At 57.0% G+C, this 20,041-nt stretch carries 18 protein-coding genes; 9 read left to right on the top strand and 9 right to left on the bottom strand.

Going from position 1 to position 20,041, the window contains the following annotated elements; all coding sequences use genetic code 11:
* Positions 1 to 71 precede the first annotated feature (71 nt).
* The 5 genes from OCH02_RS05735 to OCH02_RS05715 all read left to right on the top strand — a co-directional run bounded on the left by OCH02_RS05735 (position 72) and on the right by OCH02_RS05715 (position 4,185).
* Positions 72 to 1,010, top strand: a complete 939-nt coding sequence (locus OCH02_RS05735) for a LysR family transcriptional regulator (protein ID WP_261430330.1) — start codon at positions 72 to 74, stop codon at positions 1,008 to 1,010.
* A gap of 161 nt (positions 1,011 to 1,171) precedes the next feature.
* The gene (locus OCH02_RS05730; protein WP_261430329.1) at positions 1,172 to 1,933 is read left to right on the top strand and encodes a dimethylarginine dimethylaminohydrolase family protein; all 762 of its coding nucleotides are present in this window, start codon (positions 1,172 to 1,174) and stop codon (positions 1,931 to 1,933) included.
* Between the two features lie 27 nt (positions 1,934 to 1,960).
* Positions 1,961 to 2,734, top strand: coding sequence for an ABC transporter substrate-binding protein (locus OCH02_RS05725; protein WP_261430327.1), 774 nt, complete (start codon positions 1,961 to 1,963; stop codon positions 2,732 to 2,734).
* 36 nt (positions 2,735 to 2,770) lie between these two features.
* Positions 2,771 to 3,463 carry an ABC transporter permease gene (locus OCH02_RS05720; protein ID WP_261430326.1) on the top strand — a complete coding sequence of 231 codons (693 nt, stop codon included), beginning with the start codon at positions 2,771 to 2,773 and terminating at the stop codon, positions 3,461 to 3,463.
* Entirely contained in the window at positions 3,463 to 4,185 is a 723-nt protein-coding gene (locus tag OCH02_RS05715) for an ABC transporter permease (protein WP_261430325.1), read from the top strand. The genes OCH02_RS05720 and OCH02_RS05715 overlap by 1 nt, the downstream gene beginning before the upstream one ends.
* 6 nt (positions 4,186 to 4,191) lie before the next feature.
* On the opposite strand, the gene OCH02_RS05710 is transcribed toward OCH02_RS05715, so the two are convergent.
* Complete coding sequence (locus OCH02_RS05710; RefSeq protein WP_085116755.1) at positions 4,192 to 4,647, bottom strand: Lrp/AsnC family transcriptional regulator; 456 nt, start codon at positions 4,645 to 4,647, stop codon at positions 4,192 to 4,194.
* Positions 4,648 to 4,661: 14 nt separating this feature from the next.
* On the opposite strand from OCH02_RS05710, the gene OCH02_RS05705 reads away from it, so the two are divergent.
* Positions 4,662 to 5,768: a succinylglutamate desuccinylase/aspartoacylase family protein gene (locus OCH02_RS05705; RefSeq protein ID WP_261430324.1), complete on the top strand. Its 1,107-nt coding sequence runs from the start codon at positions 4,662 to 4,664 to the stop codon at positions 5,766 to 5,768.
* 20 nt (positions 5,769 to 5,788) lie between these two features.
* Here the strand turns inward: OCH02_RS05705 and OCH02_RS05700 are convergent, their stop codons facing one another.
* Genes OCH02_RS05700 through OCH02_RS05680 form a run of 5 tightly spaced genes read right to left on the bottom strand, consistent with a single transcriptional unit; the run spans position 5,789 to position 10,912 of the window.
* A complete protein-coding gene (locus OCH02_RS05700) occupies positions 5,789 to 6,709 on the bottom strand; it encodes a metallophosphoesterase (protein WP_261430323.1) in 921 nt (306 codons plus the stop codon).
* A gap of 17 nt (positions 6,710 to 6,726) precedes the next feature.
* Positions 6,727 to 7,569: a carbohydrate ABC transporter permease gene (locus tag OCH02_RS05695; RefSeq protein WP_261430322.1), complete on the bottom strand. Its 843-nt coding sequence runs from the start codon at positions 7,567 to 7,569 to the stop codon at positions 6,727 to 6,729.
* A complete protein-coding gene (locus tag OCH02_RS05690; RefSeq protein ID WP_261430321.1) occupies positions 7,566 to 8,477 on the bottom strand; it encodes a carbohydrate ABC transporter permease in 912 nt (303 codons plus the stop codon). The genes OCH02_RS05695 and OCH02_RS05690 overlap by 4 nt, the downstream gene beginning before the upstream one ends.
* An 11-nt stretch (positions 8,478 to 8,488) precedes the next feature.
* Positions 8,489 to 9,775, bottom strand: a complete 1,287-nt coding sequence (locus OCH02_RS05685) for an ABC transporter substrate-binding protein (RefSeq protein ID WP_261430320.1) — start codon at positions 9,773 to 9,775, stop codon at positions 8,489 to 8,491.
* A gap of 33 nt (positions 9,776 to 9,808) precedes the next feature.
* Positions 9,809 to 10,912, bottom strand: coding sequence for an ABC transporter ATP-binding protein (locus OCH02_RS05680; protein WP_261430319.1), 1,104 nt, complete (start codon positions 10,910 to 10,912; stop codon positions 9,809 to 9,811).
* 226 nt (positions 10,913 to 11,138) lie between these two features.
* Between OCH02_RS05680 and OCH02_RS05675 the strand changes: the two genes are divergently transcribed.
* Positions 11,139 to 11,339: a hypothetical protein gene (locus OCH02_RS05675; RefSeq protein ID WP_153860444.1), complete on the top strand. Its 201-nt coding sequence runs from the start codon at positions 11,139 to 11,141 to the stop codon at positions 11,337 to 11,339.
* Positions 11,340 to 11,492: 153 nt separating this feature from the next.
* The gene (gene adhP / locus OCH02_RS05670; protein WP_261430318.1) at positions 11,493 to 12,506 is read left to right on the top strand and encodes an alcohol dehydrogenase AdhP; all 1,014 of its coding nucleotides are present in this window, start codon (positions 11,493 to 11,495) and stop codon (positions 12,504 to 12,506) included.
* A gap of 188 nt (positions 12,507 to 12,694) precedes the next feature.
* Here the strand turns inward: adhP and OCH02_RS05665 are convergent, their stop codons facing one another.
* Positions 12,695 to 14,215 (bottom strand): aldehyde dehydrogenase family protein, encoded by a 1,521-nt coding sequence (locus OCH02_RS05665; protein ID WP_261430317.1) that lies wholly within the window; start codon positions 14,213 to 14,215, stop codon positions 12,695 to 12,697.
* A 280-nt stretch (positions 14,216 to 14,495) separates the two neighbouring features.
* Here OCH02_RS05665 and OCH02_RS05660 point away from each other — a divergent pair, with 280 nt between their 5' ends.
* Positions 14,496 to 16,292: a sigma-54-dependent Fis family transcriptional regulator gene (locus OCH02_RS05660; RefSeq protein WP_261430316.1), complete on the top strand. Its 1,797-nt coding sequence runs from the start codon at positions 14,496 to 14,498 to the stop codon at positions 16,290 to 16,292.
* Between the two features lie 43 nt (positions 16,293 to 16,335).
* Here OCH02_RS05660 and OCH02_RS05655 read toward each other — a convergent pair whose 3' ends face one another.
* Together OCH02_RS05655 and OCH02_RS05650 are read right to left on the bottom strand one after the other, a co-directional pair.
* Positions 16,336 to 17,262 (bottom strand): ABC transporter substrate-binding protein, encoded by a 927-nt coding sequence (locus tag OCH02_RS05655; RefSeq protein ID WP_261430315.1) that lies wholly within the window; start codon positions 17,260 to 17,262, stop codon positions 16,336 to 16,338.
* A 216-nt stretch (positions 17,263 to 17,478) separates the two neighbouring features.
* Positions 17,479 to 20,013: a heavy metal translocating P-type ATPase gene (locus tag OCH02_RS05650; RefSeq protein WP_261430314.1), complete on the bottom strand. Its 2,535-nt coding sequence runs from the start codon at positions 20,011 to 20,013 to the stop codon at positions 17,479 to 17,481.
* Between the last annotated feature and the right edge of the window lie 28 nt (positions 20,014 to 20,041).

The raw sequence follows: 20,041 nt of genomic DNA, 5'->3' as shown, positions 1-20,041 counted from the left end.
GCGGCTATTTTTGCCAGTATTCGCCATAAACTGTAGCCCCTGCGCAGGTAAAACTGTTATACGTAATAGGTATGAATAAGAACCTATTTCCTAACGGTGACCGCATAGCCATGCTGCAAACCCTGGTGCGCATCGTTGACAGCGGCAGCCTCTCGGGGGCGGCAGCGCAAATGCACACATCACAACCCACCGTCAGTCGGCGCTTGCAGGTGCTGGAACAACTGCTGGGCGTTAAATTAATCCAGCGTACCACCCACAGCATGAAGCTGACGGATGATGGCGAACGGTGCTATCAGCACGCACGCAAGCTGATTGAGCAATGGCAAATCATGGAAGATGAACTGCGCGGATCGCGCGATGAGCCGGTCGGTGTCTTGCGGGTAAGGGCACCCCATGCCTTTGGTCAGGATCAGTTGATTGGGCCACTGGGGGATTACCTGCAACGCTATAGCCAGACCAGCGTGGAGTGGACGCTCAACGATCATTCCCCCGATTTTATTCCTGAAGGGGTCGACTGCGCTATCCACGTCGGGGCGGTGACCGATCCTTCCGTGGTTGCGGTGCTGCTGGCGGAGGTACCGCGTATTGTGGTGGCAGCCCCAGAGCTGTTGGCAACGCATGCGCCGTTGGGGACGATCGGGGATTTGGCGCGGCTGCCCTGGCTGGCGCTAAACAGTTTTTATCGCAACGAGGTCACCTTGACCCACAGTGTCAGTGGCGAAAGCTGCCGTTTTGACATTGCGCCCAGGTTGAGCACCGATAGTCTCTATGCGATACGCAAAGCGGCATTGAACGGCGTGGGGGTGGCGATGCTGTCATCCTGGGTAGTCACACAGGATCTGGAACAAGGGCGGCTGACGCCGTTGATGCCGGAATGGCGCGCTGCACCTTTACCAATCTATCTGCTTTACCCGTACGCCAGTTATTATCCGGCGCGCTTGCGTAAGTTTCTTGAGCTGATGAAAGAAGTGATGCCACGCATCAGCGGTGCACATGCGCCCCTGCGGTGAAAGGGCCGGTTTTGCACTGAGCGCAGCAGAATAGGTCGTCGCTGGGATAATAAACAGCGCAAATCCAGAGTGCCAATGGGCGGATTCAGCCTGTTTGACAAGGCTATCTGTTTGATAATCGAAACAACAGTGACCGTCCTTTTCAACAGAGAGAATCGCCCATGCACTTTACTCAAGCCATTGCCCGACTCCCTGCCGATAGCTGCGCCAGCGGCCAGACCACCGCCCAATTGGGGGCGCCGGATATTGCCGTCACCGGTCGCCAGTTTTTGGCCTATGTGGACACTTTGCTCCGCCTGGGGTTAAAAGTGACAGTGTTACCGGCGGCTCCGGCATTTCCTGACGCCCACTTTGTTGAAGACACGGCGGTGGTGATGCCGGAGCTGGCGGTGATCACCCATCCGGGTGCGCCAAGCCGCCAGGGCGAAGTGGCCACCATTGCACCACTGTTCGAAGGGGAACGCCCGGTGGTGCGGATGAGCCAACGCGGCCATCTTGATGGTGGGGACGTGCTGCTGGTCGGTCGCCAGTTTTTTGTCGGCCTGACGTCTCGCACCGATGAGGCCGGTATTGGCGAATTTGCCGCGGCGGTAGAACCCTATGGCTATCGGGTCACGGCCATTGAGGTGAGCGCCGGGCTGCACCTGAAATCGATCGTCAATTACGTGGGTCGCAACACTCTGTTGCTGACGGAAGACTACCAGCACCATGCTGCCTTTAGCGGCTTTAACCGCATCGTCATTGCGGAAGCGGAGTCCTACGCCGGTAATACGCTGTGGATCAACGATACGCTGATCACCCCGCAAGGTTACCCGCAAACGCTGGCGCAAATCGAAAAGCTGGGCATGCCCATCGTGCAACTCGACACCAGCGAATTTAAAAAAATGGACGGCGGCCTGACCTGTCTGTCACTGCGTTTCTGACACTTTCTTTTACCGGGGATCTCAGCCATGAAAAAAACATTAGCAGTTTTACTGACCAGTCTGGCATTGGGCGGCCCAGCCGCGGCTCAGGCCTTCGACACCATCAGCTTTGGCGTTGACGGCGGTTATCCACCGTTCGACGTGCTGGCACCCAGCGGTGAGATCACCGGTTTCGATATCGATATCGCCAATGCGTTGTGTAGCCAGCTGCATGCCAAATGCGTGTTCGTCAAACAACCCTTTGAAAGCATGATTGCGGCGCTTAACGCCCATAAATTTGATGCCATTATCGCGTCGTTAACCATTACCGATGAACGCAAGAAAGAGGTCGATTTTACCGACCGCTATTACCGCAGTTCTGCCCAGTTGGTGGCACGTAAAGGTAGCGCGTTGCTGCCGGACGTCGCCAGCCTGAAAGGCAAAACCGTTGGCGTGCAGACCGGTTCAATTCATGAGGCCTATGCCAAACAGCACTGGGGCGGGAAAGGGGTGAAAATTGTCTCTTACGCCAACCAGGATAATGTTTATCTGGATCTGATGTCCGGGCGCATTAATGCGTCACTGCAGGACAACACTCAGGCCGCCAGCAGCTTTATCGATACCCCACGCGGGCAGAAGTTTGCCTTCGCCGGGCCGGTCATTGAAGACAGCAGCATTTCTTCCGACGTCGGCATTGCGGTGGGGAAAGACAATCCGGCGCTGCGCGATGCGCTAAACGGGGCTATCAAGGCGATCCGCGCCGACGGGACTTATCAGGCGATCCAGAAAAAGTATTTTAGCTTCGACATTTACGGCAACTAAACCGGCTCGGATCCAGTCACCCAGGGGAGGCCATGAATGGTCGCAGAGTATTTACCGTTGCTGGCACATGGCGCGTTGCTGTCGCTGTGCGTGATGCTGGTTTCACTGGCGGTGGCGTTGACGCTCGGCATGATCAATGCGCTGATCAAACTCTTTGGTCCGCGCTGGTTGCGCTGGGTATCGACGGGCTACACCACGCTGGTGCGCGGCATTCCCGAGTTGGTGATCATGCTGTTGCTGTTCTTTGGCGGCGAAATGCTGGTCAACGGCTTGCTTGGCCTGGTGGGGTTGGGGCCGCTGCGTTTTAACACCTTCATCTCTGGCGTGCTGGCCATTGGCTTTGTGTTTGGCGCTTACTACACCGAAACCTTTCGCGGCGCCTTTCTTACCGTGGAACGTGGCCAGCTTGAGGCGGCAATGGCCTATGGCATGCGGCCGGGCCAGGTTTTTCGCCGCGTACTGTTGCCGCAGATGCTGAGCTTTGCCATTCCCGGCATCAACAACAACTGGCTTGGGCTGATGAAAGCCTCGGCGCTGGTGTCGATCCTCGGGCTGGAGGACATGGTTTGGCTGGCAGAGCAGGCCGGGCGAGCCACGCAAAAGCCTTTCCTGTTCTATTTCCTGGTGGCGTTGATTTATATGGCGATTACCGCCGTCTCCAGTTGGGGCTTTAGCCGACTGGCACGGCGTTACGCGTTGGCTTCCTCACATTCGGCAGGAGCACGCTGATGAATCTGCAAAATATGCTGGATGCGGCACCGAGCTTTCTGTGGAGCGACGGTTCCGACGTGACCGGGCTGGCGATGACCGCCAAACTGTTCTTGTTATCGGTGGTGCCGGGATTGCTGCTGGCGGCGCTAATGGCTGTCGGCCAGGTCTATGGCCCGCGCCCGCTGTCGTGGATTATCCGCAGCGTGACTTACTTTTTCCGCAGTACGCCGCTTTACCTGCAGTTGATGCTGATTTACTACGGCCTGTCACAGTTCGACGTGGTGCAGTTGGGCTGGCAGAACGACCAGCCTTTCTGGCTGCTGTTTCGCGACGCCACTTTCTGCGCCACGCTGGCGTTGGTACTCAACACCAGCGCTTACGTTGCCCAGCTGTTGGCAGGCATGATGGAGACCTTCCCGCGTCAGGAGTGGATTGCCGGTGAGGCTTATGGCATGAGCCAATGGCAGATCATCCGCCGCCTGGTGCTGCCGGCAACGCTGCGCCGCGGCATTCCGGCGCTGAATAACGAGATGGTCTTCCTGCTGCATGCCACCTCGCTGGCCAGCACCGTCACGCTGCTGGATATCACCGGCGTGGCTCGGGCCTTTTATGCCGCCACCTATTCACCCTTTATTCCGTTCCTGATGGCGGCAGCGCTCTACCTGCTGTGTACTTTCCTGCTGATCTTCATGTTTTCACGGGCGGAGCGTCGCTGGCTGGCCTTTATCCGCCGCGATTGATGCCGTTCAGGAGCGTTTGATCGACTGCAGCTCGGTCAGGGTGACGATTTTATCCACCCGAAACTTTTTGCTGGTCAGCCAGGTATCGGCCAGCAGCCGATAGTTTTCCATGCTGCGGCAGCCGATACGCACCAGAAAATCGAAGTTGCCGCTGACCAGCCAGCAGTCCAGCACCTCAGGGGTATTGCGCATTTCCTGCTCGAACGCCGGTTGGGAGTGGCCGTGGTCGGCCAACGCGATCTGCGCCTGGATCACAAACGCATGTTCCGGCTCCGGCAATTCGATAATGGCGCTGTAGCCACGAATAATGCCGTCGCGCTCCAGCCCGCGAACTCGCTCCAGGCAAGGGCGGGCGGTCAGATTGACCTGTTCGGACAGTTTTTGATACGAAATGCGGCCATCCCGGCACAGTATTTCAAGGATTTTTTTGTCGATGCGATCAAGCCGGGCTTTCTTTTCCACAGATAGGGCGTCCAATGAAAAGTAAACAGCATAAGTTACCTGAACATGCCCTGGGTGGGCAGCGCCAATTCACCAGTTTTCATTTCGGCCAGCCGGGTAAAGGCGAAAAAATTTACCTGCAGGCCGGTCTGCATGCCGATGAACTGCCCGGCATGCTGGTGCTGCACTATCTTAAAAGATTGCTCAGCCAGGCGGAACGGCGTGGTGAACTGCAAAGTGAAATAATTCTTGTCCCGGTAGCCAACCCGCCAGGGCTGGCGCAGGTGCTGCTCAACGCGGGTGTAGGGCGCTTTGATCTGGTCAGTGGCCGCAATTTTAACCGTGATTTTCCTGATTTAGCCCGCTTGTTGCAGCAGCAGGATTTCAATACCACAGAACCCGCGCATCCGCAGGTGCGTGCCGCTATGCGCCATGTTTTACAGGCGGTGCCAGACACCAGCGAAGTCACGGCGCTGCGCAGGCAACTGTTGCTATTGGCCTGTGATGCGGATGTGGTGCTGGATCTGCACTGCGACGACCGGGCGATCCTGCATATGTACGCCGACCCGGCCTGGAGCGAACAGGCGGAAACATTGGCCCGCTTTATGGATATGGGCGCGGTGCTGCTTTCGCAAGACAGCGGTGGTGGCTCCTTCGATGAAGCCTGCGGCCTGCCTTGGCACCGGCTGGCCGCAGAGCATCCCGCCCTTGAGGGGATGACACCAGGTTGTATGGCGGTCACGCTGGAGTTACGCGGCCAGCGGGATATCAGCCATCCGTTGGCCAGCGGTGACGCCGAGCGACTCTATCGATACTTACAGCACCGCGGTGCCGTTGCCGGTGCTTCCCCGGCGATACCGCAGCTTGAGGTCGCCATGTTGCCGTTTGCTGCCGGGGAGATTGTTACCGCACCCGCCAGCGGCATTCTGTTGTTGCTACGCCAGCCGGGGGAGTGGGTGGAAGCGGATGAGGCGGTAGCTGAAATTGTTGACCCGATCACCGATACGGTAAAAGCAGTGCGCGCTAAAGCGGGTGGACTGATTTATGCCGGCCGCCAGACGCCTTTTGTCACCCTGGGGGCCGAGGTGATGAAGATTGCCGGTAAAACCCCTTACGCAGGCGGCGGCGGGCTGGCGTCCTGATTGCGACCGGCAGCAAAAATCTAACGCACCAGCACCCGGCTGATTTCCGGGCCATAGCCGGTGACCGAAAGTGTCTCGCCTGCCAGTTCAACCATAGCGAACGGCAGCAAATCGTCACCATCGACCATGCCCTTTAAGGTGATAAAGTCGGTGTTTTCCACCCGCACATAATCCCCCAAATGATAGTGGCCGGCAAAGTAGGCGCGAACCTGATAACGGCACAGCAGGGCCACCAGCGCATCGCAGTTCCACAGGTTGTGTTCATTGGCCGGTGCCAGCTGATAGTGGCCGAACACCACAACGGTTTCGCCTTTGCTTTGTGCATCCGCCAGGCTGCATTCCAGCCAACGTAGTTGTTCATCGCCAACGGCGCCGTTCCAGCTTTGTGCTTGTGGTTGATGCTCGGCACGGATGCGGGCCAGCAGCTGCTGCGCCTGCGCGCGCTCGTCACCGTTTGCCTGATTGCAATACAGACTCAGATCGTTACCGTCAATCACGATAAAACGGTAGCCGTTAAGGCTGAATTGATAATAGTGCTTGGGCAACGCCAGCGCAGGGGAATGAGCCGCCAGGTGACGGGAAATGACGTCGGCGTCATGGTTGCCCAACACCACCGCATGGGGATGAAGCAACTGCCCGTATACCGGCAATAACTCGGCGTAACTGCTCCAGTTATCGTCAACCAAATCCCCGAGCGTGGCAACAAAGGCCAGCGGCAAATCATTCAGTTCGGTAATCGCCTGGCTCAGCTTACTCAGGCTGTTACGGTAGTAACGGTTATATTCCAGATTGGGATCGGCATCAGCATATTGCGGATCGGCAATTAGCCCAAAGCGAAGGGGCCCTGGCGGTTGTGATTGCCCGGAAAGTGCTGGGTGCTGGTAAAGCGAACTGACCTGGCCCAGGGCCAGAGACTGTGCTGCGGTGAGATTTGAAGTCATGGGTTACCCACTCAGCGCTAGCGAATGCCGGCGCGCATAAAGGATTGAACGAACTGACGCTGAAACACCAGAAACAGCACCAGCAAAGGTAGGGAGGTCATCAGCGTCGCCGCACCGATCAACGCCCATTGCACACCTTGCTCTGGCGCTGAAAATAGCTGCAGCCCGACGGTCAGCGGCCGTACGTTAACCGAGTCTGTGATCACCAACGGCCAGAGAAAATCATTCCAGTGGAAACTGACTGAGACCAGCGCAAAAGCGACATACACCGGTTTCGCCAGCGGGATATAGATGCGGCGCAGGATGTAAAACCGGCTGGCACCTTCGACAATGGCCGCTTCCTCCAGCACCAGCGGGATACTTTTGAAGGTCTGTCGCAGCAGGAAAATGGCAAATGCCGAGGCAAAGTAAGGCAGGGCGATCCCCAGAAGCGTATCGCGTAGCCCCAGCGCGCCAATGGTCTGGTAGTTATTCAGGATCAACACATCGGGGCTGATCATCAACTGCAGCAGCACCAAAGCAAACAACAGGCCCGCCCCCTTAAGCCTGAATCGCACCAGAGCGTAGGCGGCCATGGTGGCCAATATCAGTTGGCAGAACACAATCAGCAGCACCAGCATGATGGTGTTGAGGAAATAGCGGCCGAAAGGCGCGGCATGCCAGGCATTGATAAAGTTCTGGGCAGTTAACGGCGAAAACAATGAAAAACCGCCCTGATCGGCCGCGGGATGAATAGCCACCCAGGTGGCAACCAGGATCGGGAACACCCACAAAATTGCGGCCCCCCAGGTAAGCAGCCACCAACAAAGGCGGCGTAGCGAAATACTGCGCGGCGGCGAGGACGTGATGGAAAGGCTCATTGGTAGTGGGCTCGCTTATCCAGCAGATTGAATTTAATTAACGCGATGCTGGCTAAAATGACCAACAGCACCACGGTCATCGCCGAGGCGTAGGGCAAATCCCAATAGCTGAATGCCGTGCGGTAGATGTAAAACAGCAGCAGGCTGGTGCTGTTGTCCGGCCCGCCGTTGGTCATGGCAATCACCTGATCGACAATGCGGAAAGCATTCATCGAAGCATTGATCAGAATAAATAGCGTGGTCGGCATCAGCAGCGGCCACTGGATGCGGCGAAAGAAGTAGCTGCGTGAGGCCCCCTCTATCTCGGCAGCCTCGGCCAGTTTGGGATCAATCTGCTGTAGGGCAGCCAGATAAAAGATCATAAAGAAACCGGCCTCGCGCCATACCGATACCGCCATCAGGCAATACAACGCGGATTGGGGATCCCCCAGCCAGTTGACCGCAGGCAGCGAAAACATGGCCAACAACTGATTCAGCAACCCTACCTGCGGGGTATAAAAAAACAGCCACAGATTGGCGATGGCCACCATCGGCAGCAGCGAAGGAATGAAGAAGGCGGCGCGGGCAAAAGCCGTGCCGCGCATGCGCCGGTTTACCGCCAGCGCCATCAGCAGTGCCAATCCTACCGCCAGAGGAATGGTGATGGCCGCATATAACAGGTTATTACGCAGCGCCAGCATGAAGGTTTCGTCGTCCAGCAAGGCACGGTAGTTTTCCAGCCCAACGAAGTGGGCCGGTCGGTTATTGTACGCCGCGCTGAACAGGCTTTCCCACACCGTGGCCAAAGCCGGGTAATGGGTAAAGGTGATCAGAAAAACCAACGCCGGCAGGACCAGCAGATAACCATAAAGCTGCAAAGAAAAGCGCTTATGGGCAGCGGCGGGTGCGGCAGAATGTGCTTGGGTCATGCCGGCTCCGGTTATTGGTAGCGTTGCAGCAGGCGGTCGGCTTGTTTTTGTGCACTTTCCAGCGCCTGCGCCGGAGTTTTACCCTGTGTCACTGCGGCTTCCACCGCGCGGTTGAGCAACTCCTGAATTTGCACGCTGTTATAGGTTGAAAGCTCGGGTTGTGAATATTTCAACTGTTCTCGCGCCACGGTCGCCTGCGGCACGTTGACGGCATATTCTTTCATGGTGTCGGTTTCCCAGGCGGCCGGTGAGGTGGCTACATAGCCGGTGGCGATGCTCCAGCGGGCGGCTTGTTCCGGCGCAGAGAGCCAGCGCATAAAGGTCACGGCGGCTTGTTGTTGAGCCGGGTTAGTGCCTTTGAACAGGTACAGGTTGCCGCCGCCGGTGGGGCTGCCGCGTTGGGTTTTCTCCGGCAGCATGGCGACGCCAAACGGGAACCTGGCGTTTTCACGTACCGTAGTCAGGTTACCGGTGGTGGTCACCATCATGGCGGTTTTTCCGTCGATAAAGTCCTGCGGCGTGGTGCTCCAGGTAATGGCACCTTTTGGCGAGACTTGATATTTCTGCGCCAAATCGCTCAGCCAGGTCAATGCCTCAACGTTGGCCGGGGTGTTGAAGGTCACCGCCGTACCCTTGCCGTTATCCAAATGGCTGCCATTGGTGGCGGCAATGCCCTGGAAAGTCCAATAGCCAATCGGGGTTGAAGGGATCTCGATTCCCCATTGTTTAACTTCGTTGCCGTTGCGAACGACCAGTTTCTGACCAAAATCGACCACCTGCTGCCAGTTGGCCGGTGGGATCTCGCCATCAAGCCCGGCTTGCTGGAACGCCTGTTTATTCCAGTACAGCACCACGGTAGAACGCTGGAACGGAATGCCCCAGACCTTACCCTGGATTTTGCGAATAAATGCCGGATAGAAGCCATCGATCCAGGCCTTGCCTGCCTGATCGTTGGCCAGATCGCTGACCGGTAAAATGGCTCCGGCGTCGATCAGCGAATAGGCTTCAATATCGCCAATTACGGCGATTTGCGGTGCGTTACCGCCACGGAATGCGGTTAATGCCTTGGTCACCGTAGTGGCATAGTCACCGGTATAGACCGGCTGAATACTAATATCCGGGTGCAATTTTTCGAAATCTGCCACCAGGCCTTCAACGGTATGGCTGATTTTGCCGCCGACCGCGATCGGATAGTACATTTGCAGTTTTACGGCATCTGCCGCCTGGGCAGAAAGCGTCACACCGGCCAGTAACAGGATGACAGCGCTTAACCTGGATAAACGGATCGAGACGGACATGGTATTCCCCTGAAATAAAATGATGTTTTTTGATTATTGAACGGCGTATTGATGAGTCACTGGCTGAAAAGCCTGCTCCATGGCGTGACAACGCTCACCACCGGAGGAAAACAGGTACTGCGCGTGCCCGGCCCATTGCAGACCGACCAGGCTGCCTTCGGTAAAGTGTTGCATGCCGGGAGTTTTGACCGTGATTTGCCCCTGAACCGCCGGCAGATGGCAAACGACGAGGGTATCGGCACCCATATATTCATAGCTGAGCACCTGGCAGGTAAGATTGCCGCTGCCCGGAGCACACAGGCTAATCTCTTCGGCGCGGATCCCCAGGCTCAGCGCCATTTCCTGGCTACCAAAGACGACCGGTAGCGGGGCGTTACCAATATGAAACCCATCACTTTTGCGCGTTAACGGGATGATGTTCATCGGTGGCGCTCCGATAAATTGCGCGACGAAAATGCTGGCAGGGTCGTTATATAAGTTGTCTGGGGTGTCGTGCTGCTCAATGCGGCCATCGTTCAGCAGAATGATTTTGTCTGCCATGCTCATGGCTTCGGTTTGATCGTGGGTGACATACAGCATGGTCAATCCCAGCTTACGCTGTAGCGCACGGATTTCCCGACGCATGCTCTGGCGCAGCTTGGCGTCCAGGTTGGATAAGGGCTCATCCATCAGGCACAGTTTGTTCTGGGCGATCACCGCCCGGCCCAGCGCCACACGCTGTTGCTGCCCGCCGGAAAGCTGCGCCGGCAAGCGATCCAACAGCGGCTCCAGTTCCATTAGCTTGCTGATATCGGCTAACCGGGCTGCAAAGTGTTGCTTGTCTTCCCCTCTGGCGCGCAGGCCAAACAACAGATTTTCACGCACGCTGAGGTGGGGGAATAGCGCGTACGACTGGAATACCATCGATAACTTACGTTGCGATGGCGGCAGGGCGGTCACGTCACGTTGCTGGATCTCAATTGTGCCACTGTCAGCGGACTCCAGCCCGGCCAGGGTGCGTAGCAGGGTAGACTTACCGCAGCCGGAAGGCCCCAGCAGCGCAACAAAATCACCTTCTTTTACGTCAAAACTGACGTCATCCAGCGCGGATTTATCGCCCCAGGTTTTCTTGATGTTACAAAGTGATAAATAGCTCATGGCGCTTCTTGAATTGGCGAGTTCTGCTCACCCTAGCTGGCGCGTATTTATCTGGTATGAATAATTAATGACAGTTGTATGTCGTAGCGGACGGATGTCCCTGCGGGAAAGATGGCTTGCCGACCGCCGTCCATGTTAAATTTGACCTTTGCCACTCCGTAGCCCCTGATGACAAAGAGAATTTCATATGGAACAACGGCTACCTGTGCCAAAGAAGTCAGGGTCTATGCGCACAGCCAAACCCCGCCGTCCGCATGGGCGATGGGTCTACTATATTCTGCACGAAGATATTTTGTGGCCTTGCCCGGTCAAGTGGGAGTGGGAAAGCAGTTTCCACGCCTGGTTGCCGTTTTACTACTCGCCCACTCTGGAATTTGTTGCCGGTAACCCCGCCAAGGCAACAAAAATCACTAAAACCAAGCGTTAATCATTATTCCGGCTGAAGAATTTCGTTTAACTATTTCGCAAGAAATAATTATTAACTTTATGTTTTTAAAGTAAACGTCAGATGGCTTGCCCTCAGGGGAGACAGTAACTACATTAACAACTGTACTTCAACTCACCTGAGGAGAGACATCCTATGAAAGCTGCCGTAGTCACCAAAAACCACAGCGTAGATATTCAGGAAAAGCAGCTTCGCCCACTGAAATATGGCGAAGCGGCGCTCAAGATGGAGTGTTGTGGCGTTTGTCATACCGATCTTCACGTCAAAAATGGCGATTTCGGCGAGGTTCCCGGCATCACCCTGGGCCATGAAGGGGTCGGCGTTGTGACTGCCATTGGCGAGGGGGTGACCTCGTTAAAAGTCGGGGACCGTGCCAGCGTCGCCTGGTTCTATCAGGGCTGTGGCCATTGTGAATACTGCGTCAACGGTAACGAAACCCTGTGTCGCTCGGTCAAAAATGCCGGTTTCAGTGTTGACGGCGGCATGGCCGAAGAGTGCATTGTGGTGGCGGACTATGCGGTCAAGGTGCCTGATGGCCTGGATCCTTTCGCCGCCAGCAGCATTACCTGCGCCGGGGTGACCACCTATAAAGCGGTAAAAATTTCCGACATCAAACCGGGGCAGTGGATCGCGATTTATGGCCTGGGCGGATTGGGCAACCTGGCGCTGCAGTATGCCAAGAACGTGTTCAACGCCAAAGTGATCGCCATTGACGTTAATCAGGGCCAACTGGATTTTGCCAAAGAAATTGGTGCGGATCTGGTCATCAATTCCAAAACTGAGAACGCCGAAGAAATTATCCAGCAGAAAGTCGGGGGCGCTCATGCCGCCGTGGTCACTGCGGTAGCACGTTCGGCCTTTAACTCTGCGGTAAATGCGGTTCGCGCCGGGGGCAAGGTGGTGGCCGTGGGTCTGCCGCCAGAGAGCATGGATCTGAGCATTCCGCGCCTGGTACTGGACGGTATTCAGGTCGTGGGGTCGTTGGTGGGGACTCGGGAAGATCTGAAAGAAGCCTTCCAGTTTGCCGCTGAAGGCAAAGTGACGCCGAAAGTGACCAAAAGACCGCTGGGGGATATCAATGCCATCTTTGAAGAGATGAAGTCAGGCAGCATCCGTGGCCGTATGGTTATCGATCTGACCCACTCTTAATCCTGCCAAAACCAAGGCCACCGCGGGGGGGCCTTGAGGCCGTTGACCAAGAACGCTGTTGTTTAATGGTAGGGGCGCTGCATGCTGCGCCCCTTTGCATAATTAATGGGTTAAATCGGGCCGAGCATGTTCGACCCTTACCGATTTAGCCCTTTCGCGGGTTTGTCAGCCATCTGAAGGCCACCAAATCAGAACAGCCCGAGCGGTTTGGCATCGTAGCTGACCAACAGGTTTTTCACCTGCTGGTAATGCGACAGTGCCACCTTGTGGGTTTCGCGGCCGACGCCGGAGTTTTTATAACCGCCGAAGGCGGCATGCGCCGGGTAGAGGTGATAACAGTTGGTCCACACGCGCCCGGCCTTGATGGCGCGCCCCATGCGGTAAGCGCGGTTGACGTCGCGGGTCCACAGACCGGCACCCAGCCCGAACTCGCTGTCATTAGCCAATGCCAGCGCTTCAGCTTCGTCTTTGAAGGTGGTGACGCCAATCACTGGCCCGAAGATCTCTTCGCGGAAGAAGCGCATGCTGTTATTACCGGTGATCAGCGTAGGCTGGAGATAGAAACCGCTCTGCAACGTTTGCTGATGGCTGGCACGCTCGCCGCCGGCGATAATTTTCCCGCCTTCGTTCTTGGCGATCTCGATATAAGACAGGATCTTGTCGAACTGCTGCTGAGAAGCCTGTGCGCCAATCATGGTGTCGGTGTCAAAGGGGTCGCCCTGGCGAATGGTGGTGATGCGCGCCAGCACTTTTTCCATAAATTGCGGGTAGATAGATTCCTGGATCAGAGCGCGTGAAGGGCAGGTACAGACTTCACCCTGGTTGAAGAAGCCGAGGATCAGGCCTTCAACTGCCTTGTCGATAAACTCCGGTTCGGCCTGCATGATGTCTTCAAAGAAGATATTCGGTGACTTGCCGCCCAGCTCGACGGTGCTGGGAATGATATTTTCCGCTGCACAGGCAAGAATATGTCGGCCTACCGGGGTGGAGCCGGTAAAGGCAATTTTATCAATGCGCTTGCTGGTCGCCAGTGCCTCACCGGCTTCTTTACCAAAGCCCTGCACTACATTGAGTACCCCGGCCGGCAGCAGGTCGCCAATCATTTCCAGCAACACACAGATGCTGAGCGGGGTTTGTTCCGCCGGTTTAAGCACCACGCAGTTACCGGCTGCCAGCGCCGGAGCCAGTTTCCAGGCCGCCATCAGCAGCGGGAAGTTCCAGGGGATAATCTGCCCAACCACGCCCAGCGGCTCGTAAATATGGTAGGCAACGGTGTTTTGGTCGATCTCGGCAGCGGTGCCTTCCTGCGCACGCAGGCATCCGGCGAAGTAGCGGAAATGGTCAATCGCCAGTGGGATATCCGCGTTCAGCGTTTCGCGGATCGGCTTACCGTTGTCCCAGCTTTCAGTCAGCGCCAGTAACTCCAGCTTTGACTCCATACGGTCGGCGATAGCCAGTAACACGTTGGAGCGCTCCTGCACGCTGGCTTTACCCCAGGACTCGGCGGCGGCATGGGCGGCATCCAATGCCAGTTCGATGTCTTTTGCGTCGGAGCGTGGAAACTCGGCCACCGTCTGGCCGGTCATAGGGGAGGTATCGGTGAAGTAGTTGCCTGAAACGGGTTCGACAAATTTGCCACCAATATAATTGCCATAACGTTGCTTGAATGAAACCAGCGAGCCAGGTAAACCGGGATGAACGTATTTCATGTAAACACCTCTTATGGGAACAGACTGTGTAGGGTTGACGCCTGACTGAGTGGCGCCATCACTCTACCCCTAAGCATTGCCTGTGCCACATTGCGTCAATGACAAAGGTGTAAAAACAAAAAAACATTAATATCAAACAATTGAATAAACAAAAACCCTTTCTACAGCAATAAAACCGCGGGCTTATTATTCATTTCTATTATTTTTTGTGTCCCATGTCGCAACGCATGGGGCACATTTATGATACAAAAATGCAACACTTTATTGGCGGGAGTTGGGGATGTTGCATAAAGACCAGACCACCCAAGCCGGGTTTGCCTCTGAGAGCGATAACCTGTCTGCATCCGGCTCACTGTCAGAATCCTGGCTACGCAGCCGGGGTTATGGCCTTAACCGGGCCGACGATTTGGTTCCTTTTATCCGACCGACTTTGCTCAATGAAGTGCGTGGGCAAAATGGCTGGGTGGCGCAACTGGCGCAGCCGCTGCTCGAGCGTCTGGGCGGCGAAATTAACCGACAACCCTCAATAGTGGTGATCTCTGATGCCAAGGGGCTGGTGCTGGAAACCTGCGGCAATAGCCATTTTTTGCGTAAGGCGTCGCGTATCTCGCTGGCTCCGGGCAATTTATGGGGTGAGCAGGAACGTGGCACCAACGCTATAGGTACCGCGCTGGCGCTGGGTGCGCTGTGCGAGGTTAATGGCGACGAGCATTTTCTTAATCAGAACACGGGGCTTTATTGCGCGGCAGCGCCAATTTACCGACCCGACGGCCTGATTGCCGGCGTACTGGACATTTCTACGCCGGCGCAACGCCCTTTCGATAACGCACGATCCTTGATTTTGCAGGCTGTCAGGCACATAGAGCACCAATGGGTGATGGGGTGTGTCACCGCTCAACACTGGACGTTGCGCTTGCACAGTGATGCGCGGGTGCTCGGCAGCGCCCATGAGCTGATACTGGTGTTTCGCGATGAGATCCTCACCGCCGCCAACCGGCTGGCAATGCAAGAGTTCAATCTTACCGCAGCCTGTTTTGGCACTCTGAATTTCGCCACCCTGTTTCCGCAAATGCAGCGTCAAACGCTGAACTCGCCACGTCAAACGCTGGCAGTCAATAATCGTCACTATTATTCGCAGTTGCAGATGCCGAAACGTCATTCGCAGGCGATCCGGCCGCTGCTGTCTGCCGTTGATCGTGACGGTGCCGACAGACAAAAAGCATTACGTATTTTGAATGCCGGGCTGGCGCTGTGCATTAGCGGAGAAACCGGCTGCGGCAAAGAGTACTTTAGCCAGCGGTTGTTTGAGGAAAGTCACCGGCGGCAGGGCAATTTCGTGGCGATCAACTGCGCTGCATTGCCTGAGAACCTGATCGAATCCGAGCTTTTTGGCTATGCGCCCGGTGCTTTTACCGGTGCCAACCCAAAAGGGTACCTTGGCAAGATCAGAGAGGCCGATGGTGGCGTGTTATTCCTGGATGAAATCGGCGATATGCCATTGAGCCTACAGACCCGACTGCTACGGGTTTTGCAGGAAAAAACGGTTACGCCGCTTGGCAGCCGTATCAGCTATGCCGTCGACTTTTCGCTGATCTGCGCTACCCACCAAGATTTGGCGCAGCAGGTGGCGGCGGGGGCGTTCCGTGAGGATTTGATGTACCGGATCCAGGAGTTTAACCTGCGCATTTTACCGCTTCGTCAGCGCGCGCACGTCGAGGGTTTTATCCTTAATCTGTGGCGTGAGCTGGGGGCCGAGTCTCGGGGTATCCGGCTGGCCGCGGAGACCGTCGCGGTGCTGGCTCGCTATCCGTGGCCCGGCAACGTTCGGCAGTTGTTGAGCACGCTGAAGGTGCTGTTGGCCCTGGCGGATGATGGCGAGCTGATTGCGCCTGACGCACTGCCGGAACAGTTTGAGGCCTTATCGTTGCCTCCAGATTCCCGCGCCGCGCCGCAGGAGATGCTGGACGCTATCCGCCACGCTAATGGCAATATCAGCCTGGCGGCGAAACGGCTGGGGGTTTCACGCAGTACGCTTTATCGCAGGATGGAGAAACACCGTGGGCGGGCAGTAGAATGACTGCCCAATAGCCAAGGCCCCTTTCGGGGCCTTGGCCTGAGGGTTATTTGTCGCCCAATCCCAGTGGGTTAATTTCAGAATGTTCGATTTTCTCGTCGCTTTCCGCCCAACGATCCAACACCTTCAGGTAGCTGCCATTGGCGATAGCGCTATTGAGCGAAGCCTGCACCGCATCCACCAGGCCATTGCCTTTTTTCACCGTAACGGCAATGTTGGCGCTGCGTGGCCAGCCGCCCGGTACGATGCCCACCAAGGTGGTTTTACCGTTCAATTTTGCCTGATAAGCACCGGAGACGTTTGGCCCAAAGGTTGCGTCAGCCCGGCCTGACTGAATAGCCAGCGTGGCGGCCGCCTTGTCGGTCACGTAAATCGGCTGGAGGGCGGGTAGCCCTTTGGCCTGATTCTCTTTATCCCAGGCCAGCAACACCGCTTCCTGATTGGTGCCGGAATCGACGATAATCTTCTTGCCGGCAATACCCGGGGCCGATTTTATCGAGGTGATTTTGCTGCCGGTCTTGACGTAGAACCCCAGCGTATCCTGGCGATAAGTGGCGAAGTCGAATTTGGTTTTCCGCTCCTGAGTCACGGTAATGTTATAAATCGCCGCGTCGTATTTGCCGGAAGTGACGCCCAGCGGCCAGTCCTCCCACGAGGTCGGTACCAGCTTGAGCTTCAGCCCCAGGCCATCGGCCACCAAGCGGGCAATATCCGACTCACTGCCAATCACCGTTTTATTATCACGGGCGTACAGCCCAAAAGGTGGGCCACTGCCCAGTATCGACACGGCCACGGTTAGCGTGCCCGGCTCGACAAATTTAAATCCGGCCGGGATCCTGGCCGCCGCCTCAGGGCTTTTTTGCGTATGGATCGGTGTTTCGTTGGCAACCAGGTCAATGCCCGGTGCGGCATGGGCCAGGGCAGAAATCCCCAGGAGTGCCGCCGCTGCGGTGAGTTTTGCGCTATACATCATTATTATTACCTGCATTATTAGGTGGTTGGGGCGGTCGACTCACTATCCTTTATGCCGCTAAATCTGTGAACGAACAAAATTGGCTAACTAATTTTAGAAATGTCAGGTTGCAGGATGGCTTGGCGGGGGCAGGTCATTGAGTGTTTGAAGAGGAAATAATGCTGCAATAAAAAAACCGACCGCCGGCAGCATCGCCGGGCGGTCGGTTATGGGGGATTAGTGCGTGTCAGCGCTTATCTTTTCTTCAACCGCCATTGGGGCCTGAAAGCCCTTGAGCCGCAGCGCGTTGCCGAGTACGAAGACGCTGGAGAGCGCCATCGCCGCCGCGGCGAAGATCGGTGAAAGCAATGTGCCGTTCAGCGGGTAGAGTGCGCCGGCCGCAACCGGGATCAGCACCGCGTTGTAGGCGAAGGCCCAGAACAGGTTCTGCTTGATGTTACGGATTGTCGCCTGGCTGAGTGCAATGGCATTGGGGACGCCGCGCAGGTCGCCCGACATCAGCACCACGTCAGCGGCCTCAATGGCCACATCGGTTCCGGTGCCGATGGCCAGGCCAACGTCGGCTTCGGCAAGTGCCGGTGCGTCGTTGATACCATCGCCCACAAAGGCCACCCGGGCACCGCCGCTGCGGAATTTCTTCAGCGCCGCGACCTTGCCGTCGGGCAGAACCTCGGCGGCAACTTCATCAATACCCAACTGTTTGGCAATCGCCGCAGCGGTGGCCGCGTTGTCGCCGGTGATCATCGCCACCTTAAGGCCAAGCGCATGCAGCGCCTTGATGGCCTCTGGCGTACTTTCCTTGATCGGGTCAGCGACCGCGATCACCGCCGCCAGACGGCCGTCGATGGCCGCATAAAGTGGGCTTTTACCCTGTTCACCGAGGCGCTGCGCGGCCTGTTGGAAGCTGCTTGCATCAAGGCCGAGCTGGGTCATAAAGCGGTCTGCACCGACGGCGACGGTGCGTCCGGCGACGCTGGCAGAGACGCCGAAGCCCGGTGTGGCATCAAAGCTTTCTATCGCGGCGAGCGTCATGTTCTGCTGCCTGGCTGCCGCCACAATCGCTTCGGCAATCGGGTGTTCGGAACGCGTTTCCACGGCCGCCACCAGGGCCAGAACCTCATCGTATTCAAAGCCTTCTGCGGGCACCAAATCAGTCAGTTCAGGGCGACCTTTGGTCAGGGTGCCGGTCTTGTCGAGCGCAATAACGCTGACATCGCGCAGCGCCTGCAAGGCCTCGCCCTTACGGAATAACACGCCAAGCTCGGCGGCGCGACCGGTCCCTACCATGATTGAGGTTGGCGTGGCCAATCCCATGGCACAAGGGCAGGCGATAATCAGCACGGCTACCGCATTAATCAGCGCAAAGGTCAGGGCCGGGGTCGGGCCGAACACCAGCCAAACCAGGAACGTCAGCGCGGCGGCGGCCATCACTGCCGGCACGAACCACATGGTGACCTTGTCGACCAGCGCCTGGATCGGCAGTTTGGAGCCCTGAGCTTCCTCGACCAGACGAATAATCTGCGCAAGCACCGTATTGGCACCGATTTTGGTGACGCGGAAACTGAAAGCCCCGGTTTTGTTGATGGTGCCACCGACAACAGCGGCGCCCACGCCTTTTTGTACCGGCACCGGCTCACCGGTGATCATGCTCTCGTCTACGTAAGAGGTTCCTTCGACGACTTCGCCGTCAACCGGCACCTTTTCGCCCGGACGAACCAGCACGATGTCACCGAGGGCCACCTGATCGAGCGGGATTTCGACGGTTTCGCCATTACGCTCGACGCGTGCAGTCTTGGCCTGCAGGCCGACCAGCCGCTTGATGGCCTGTGAGGTACGCCCCTTGGCGCGAGCCTCTAAAGTCCGACCAAGCAGGATCAGGGTGACGATGACCGCAGCGGCTTCGTAATAGACGTTGGCGGTCCCCTGTGGCAGCACCTCGGGAATGAAAGTTGTCACCACCGAATAGCCGTACGCCGCCACTGTGCCGACCGACACCAGCGAGTTCATGTCGGGTGCGCCGCGCAATAGCGCCGGGATCCCTTTGCGGAAGAAACGCAGCCCCGGTCCAAACAACACCAGGGTGGTGAGAACAAATTGCAGATACCAGCTGGTTTGTTCACCCAGCACGCCCAGCACCCAGTGATGCATGGCGGGGATCAGGTGCGATCCCATCTCGAGAATGAACACCGGCAAGGTGAGGATGGCGGCAATAAGCAACGAGCGCCGTAATCCACGGGCCTCATGCTCACGTCGCTCGGTATCCTGATCCTCTGTGCTGGCAGTGGCGGTGGACAGGCGTCGTGGTCGGTAGCCTGCTTTTTCAACGGCGGCCTCAAGGTCTGTAATAGAGACGACACCGGCAAGGTGACGCACCCGCGCACGTTCGGTTGCCAGATTGACATTGGCCTCAAGCACGCCGGGTATTTGGTTCAGTGCCTTTTCTACCCGGCCGACGCAGGACGCACAGGTCATCTCCTCGATGACCAGCTCCGTGGTCTCTTCACGCACGTTATATCCGGCGTTCTCAATGGCGCGAACCGCCGCCTGCGGGTCAGCCGCGCCGCTGAAGGTCAGATCGGCGCGTTCGGTGGCCAGATTGACCGAAGCGCTATCTACTCCGGGTACGGCCTTCAGAGCACGTTCGACACGGCCTACGCACGAAGCGCAGGTCATGCCATCGACCGGCAGGCTCAGTCGGCTGACCTGAGACATTGCCGGGGGGGAGGCGGGTTTGAGAGAAATGGAAGTCATTGAGCTGTCCCTTTATGCTGTCTGTTGG

Source organism: Serratia quinivorans, assembly GCF_946227985.1.
GTDB lineage: Bacteria > Pseudomonadota > Gammaproteobacteria > Enterobacterales > Enterobacteriaceae > Serratia > Serratia quinivorans_A.
The sequence above is the reverse complement of the archived record's forward strand: the minus strand, read 5'-3'. Positions and strand labels throughout refer to the sequence as shown.

Excerpts from the sequence above, each read along its gene's own strand:
- OCH02_RS05735 (WP_261430330.1), top strand. The coding sequence starts at position 72 with ATGAATAAGAACCTATTTCCTAACGGTGACCGCATAGCCATGCTGCAA.
- OCH02_RS05730 (WP_261430329.1), top strand. The coding sequence starts at position 1,172 with ATGCACTTTACTCAAGCCATTGCCCGACTCCCTGCCGATAGCTGCGCC.
- OCH02_RS05725 (WP_261430327.1), top strand. The coding sequence starts at position 1,961 with ATGAAAAAAACATTAGCAGTTTTACTGACCAGTCTGGCATTGGGCGGC.
- OCH02_RS05720 (WP_261430326.1), top strand. The coding sequence starts at position 2,771 with ATGGTCGCAGAGTATTTACCGTTGCTGGCACATGGCGCGTTGCTGTCG.
- OCH02_RS05715 (WP_261430325.1), top strand. The coding sequence starts at position 3,463 with ATGAATCTGCAAAATATGCTGGATGCGGCACCGAGCTTTCTGTGGAGC.
- OCH02_RS05705 (WP_261430324.1), top strand. The coding sequence starts at position 4,662 with ATGAAAAGTAAACAGCATAAGTTACCTGAACATGCCCTGGGTGGGCAG.
- OCH02_RS05700 (WP_261430323.1), bottom strand. The coding sequence starts at position 6,709 with ATGACTTCAAATCTCACCGCAGCACAGTCTCTGGCCCTGGGCCAGGTC.
- OCH02_RS05695 (WP_261430322.1), bottom strand. The coding sequence starts at position 7,569 with ATGAGCCTTTCCATCACGTCCTCGCCGCCGCGCAGTATTTCGCTACGC.
- OCH02_RS05690 (WP_261430321.1), bottom strand. The coding sequence starts at position 8,477 with ATGACCCAAGCACATTCTGCCGCACCCGCCGCTGCCCATAAGCGCTTT.
- OCH02_RS05685 (WP_261430320.1), bottom strand. The coding sequence starts at position 9,775 with ATGTCCGTCTCGATCCGTTTATCCAGGTTAAGCGCTGTCATCCTGTTA.
- OCH02_RS05680 (WP_261430319.1), bottom strand. The coding sequence starts at position 10,912 with ATGAGCTATTTATCACTTTGTAACATCAAGAAAACCTGGGGCGATAAA.
- OCH02_RS05675 (WP_153860444.1), top strand. The coding sequence starts at position 11,139 with ATGCGCACAGCCAAACCCCGCCGTCCGCATGGGCGATGGGTCTACTAT.
- adhP (WP_261430318.1), top strand. The coding sequence starts at position 11,493 with ATGAAAGCTGCCGTAGTCACCAAAAACCACAGCGTAGATATTCAGGAA.
- OCH02_RS05665 (WP_261430317.1), bottom strand. The coding sequence starts at position 14,215 with ATGAAATACGTTCATCCCGGTTTACCTGGCTCGCTGGTTTCATTCAAG.
- OCH02_RS05660 (WP_261430316.1), top strand. The coding sequence starts at position 14,496 with ATGTTGCATAAAGACCAGACCACCCAAGCCGGGTTTGCCTCTGAGAGC.
- OCH02_RS05655 (WP_261430315.1), bottom strand. The coding sequence starts at position 17,262 with ATGATGTATAGCGCAAAACTCACCGCAGCGGCGGCACTCCTGGGGATT.
- OCH02_RS05650 (WP_261430314.1), bottom strand. The coding sequence starts at position 20,013 with ATGACTTCCATTTCTCTCAAACCCGCCTCCCCCCCGGCAATGTCTCAG.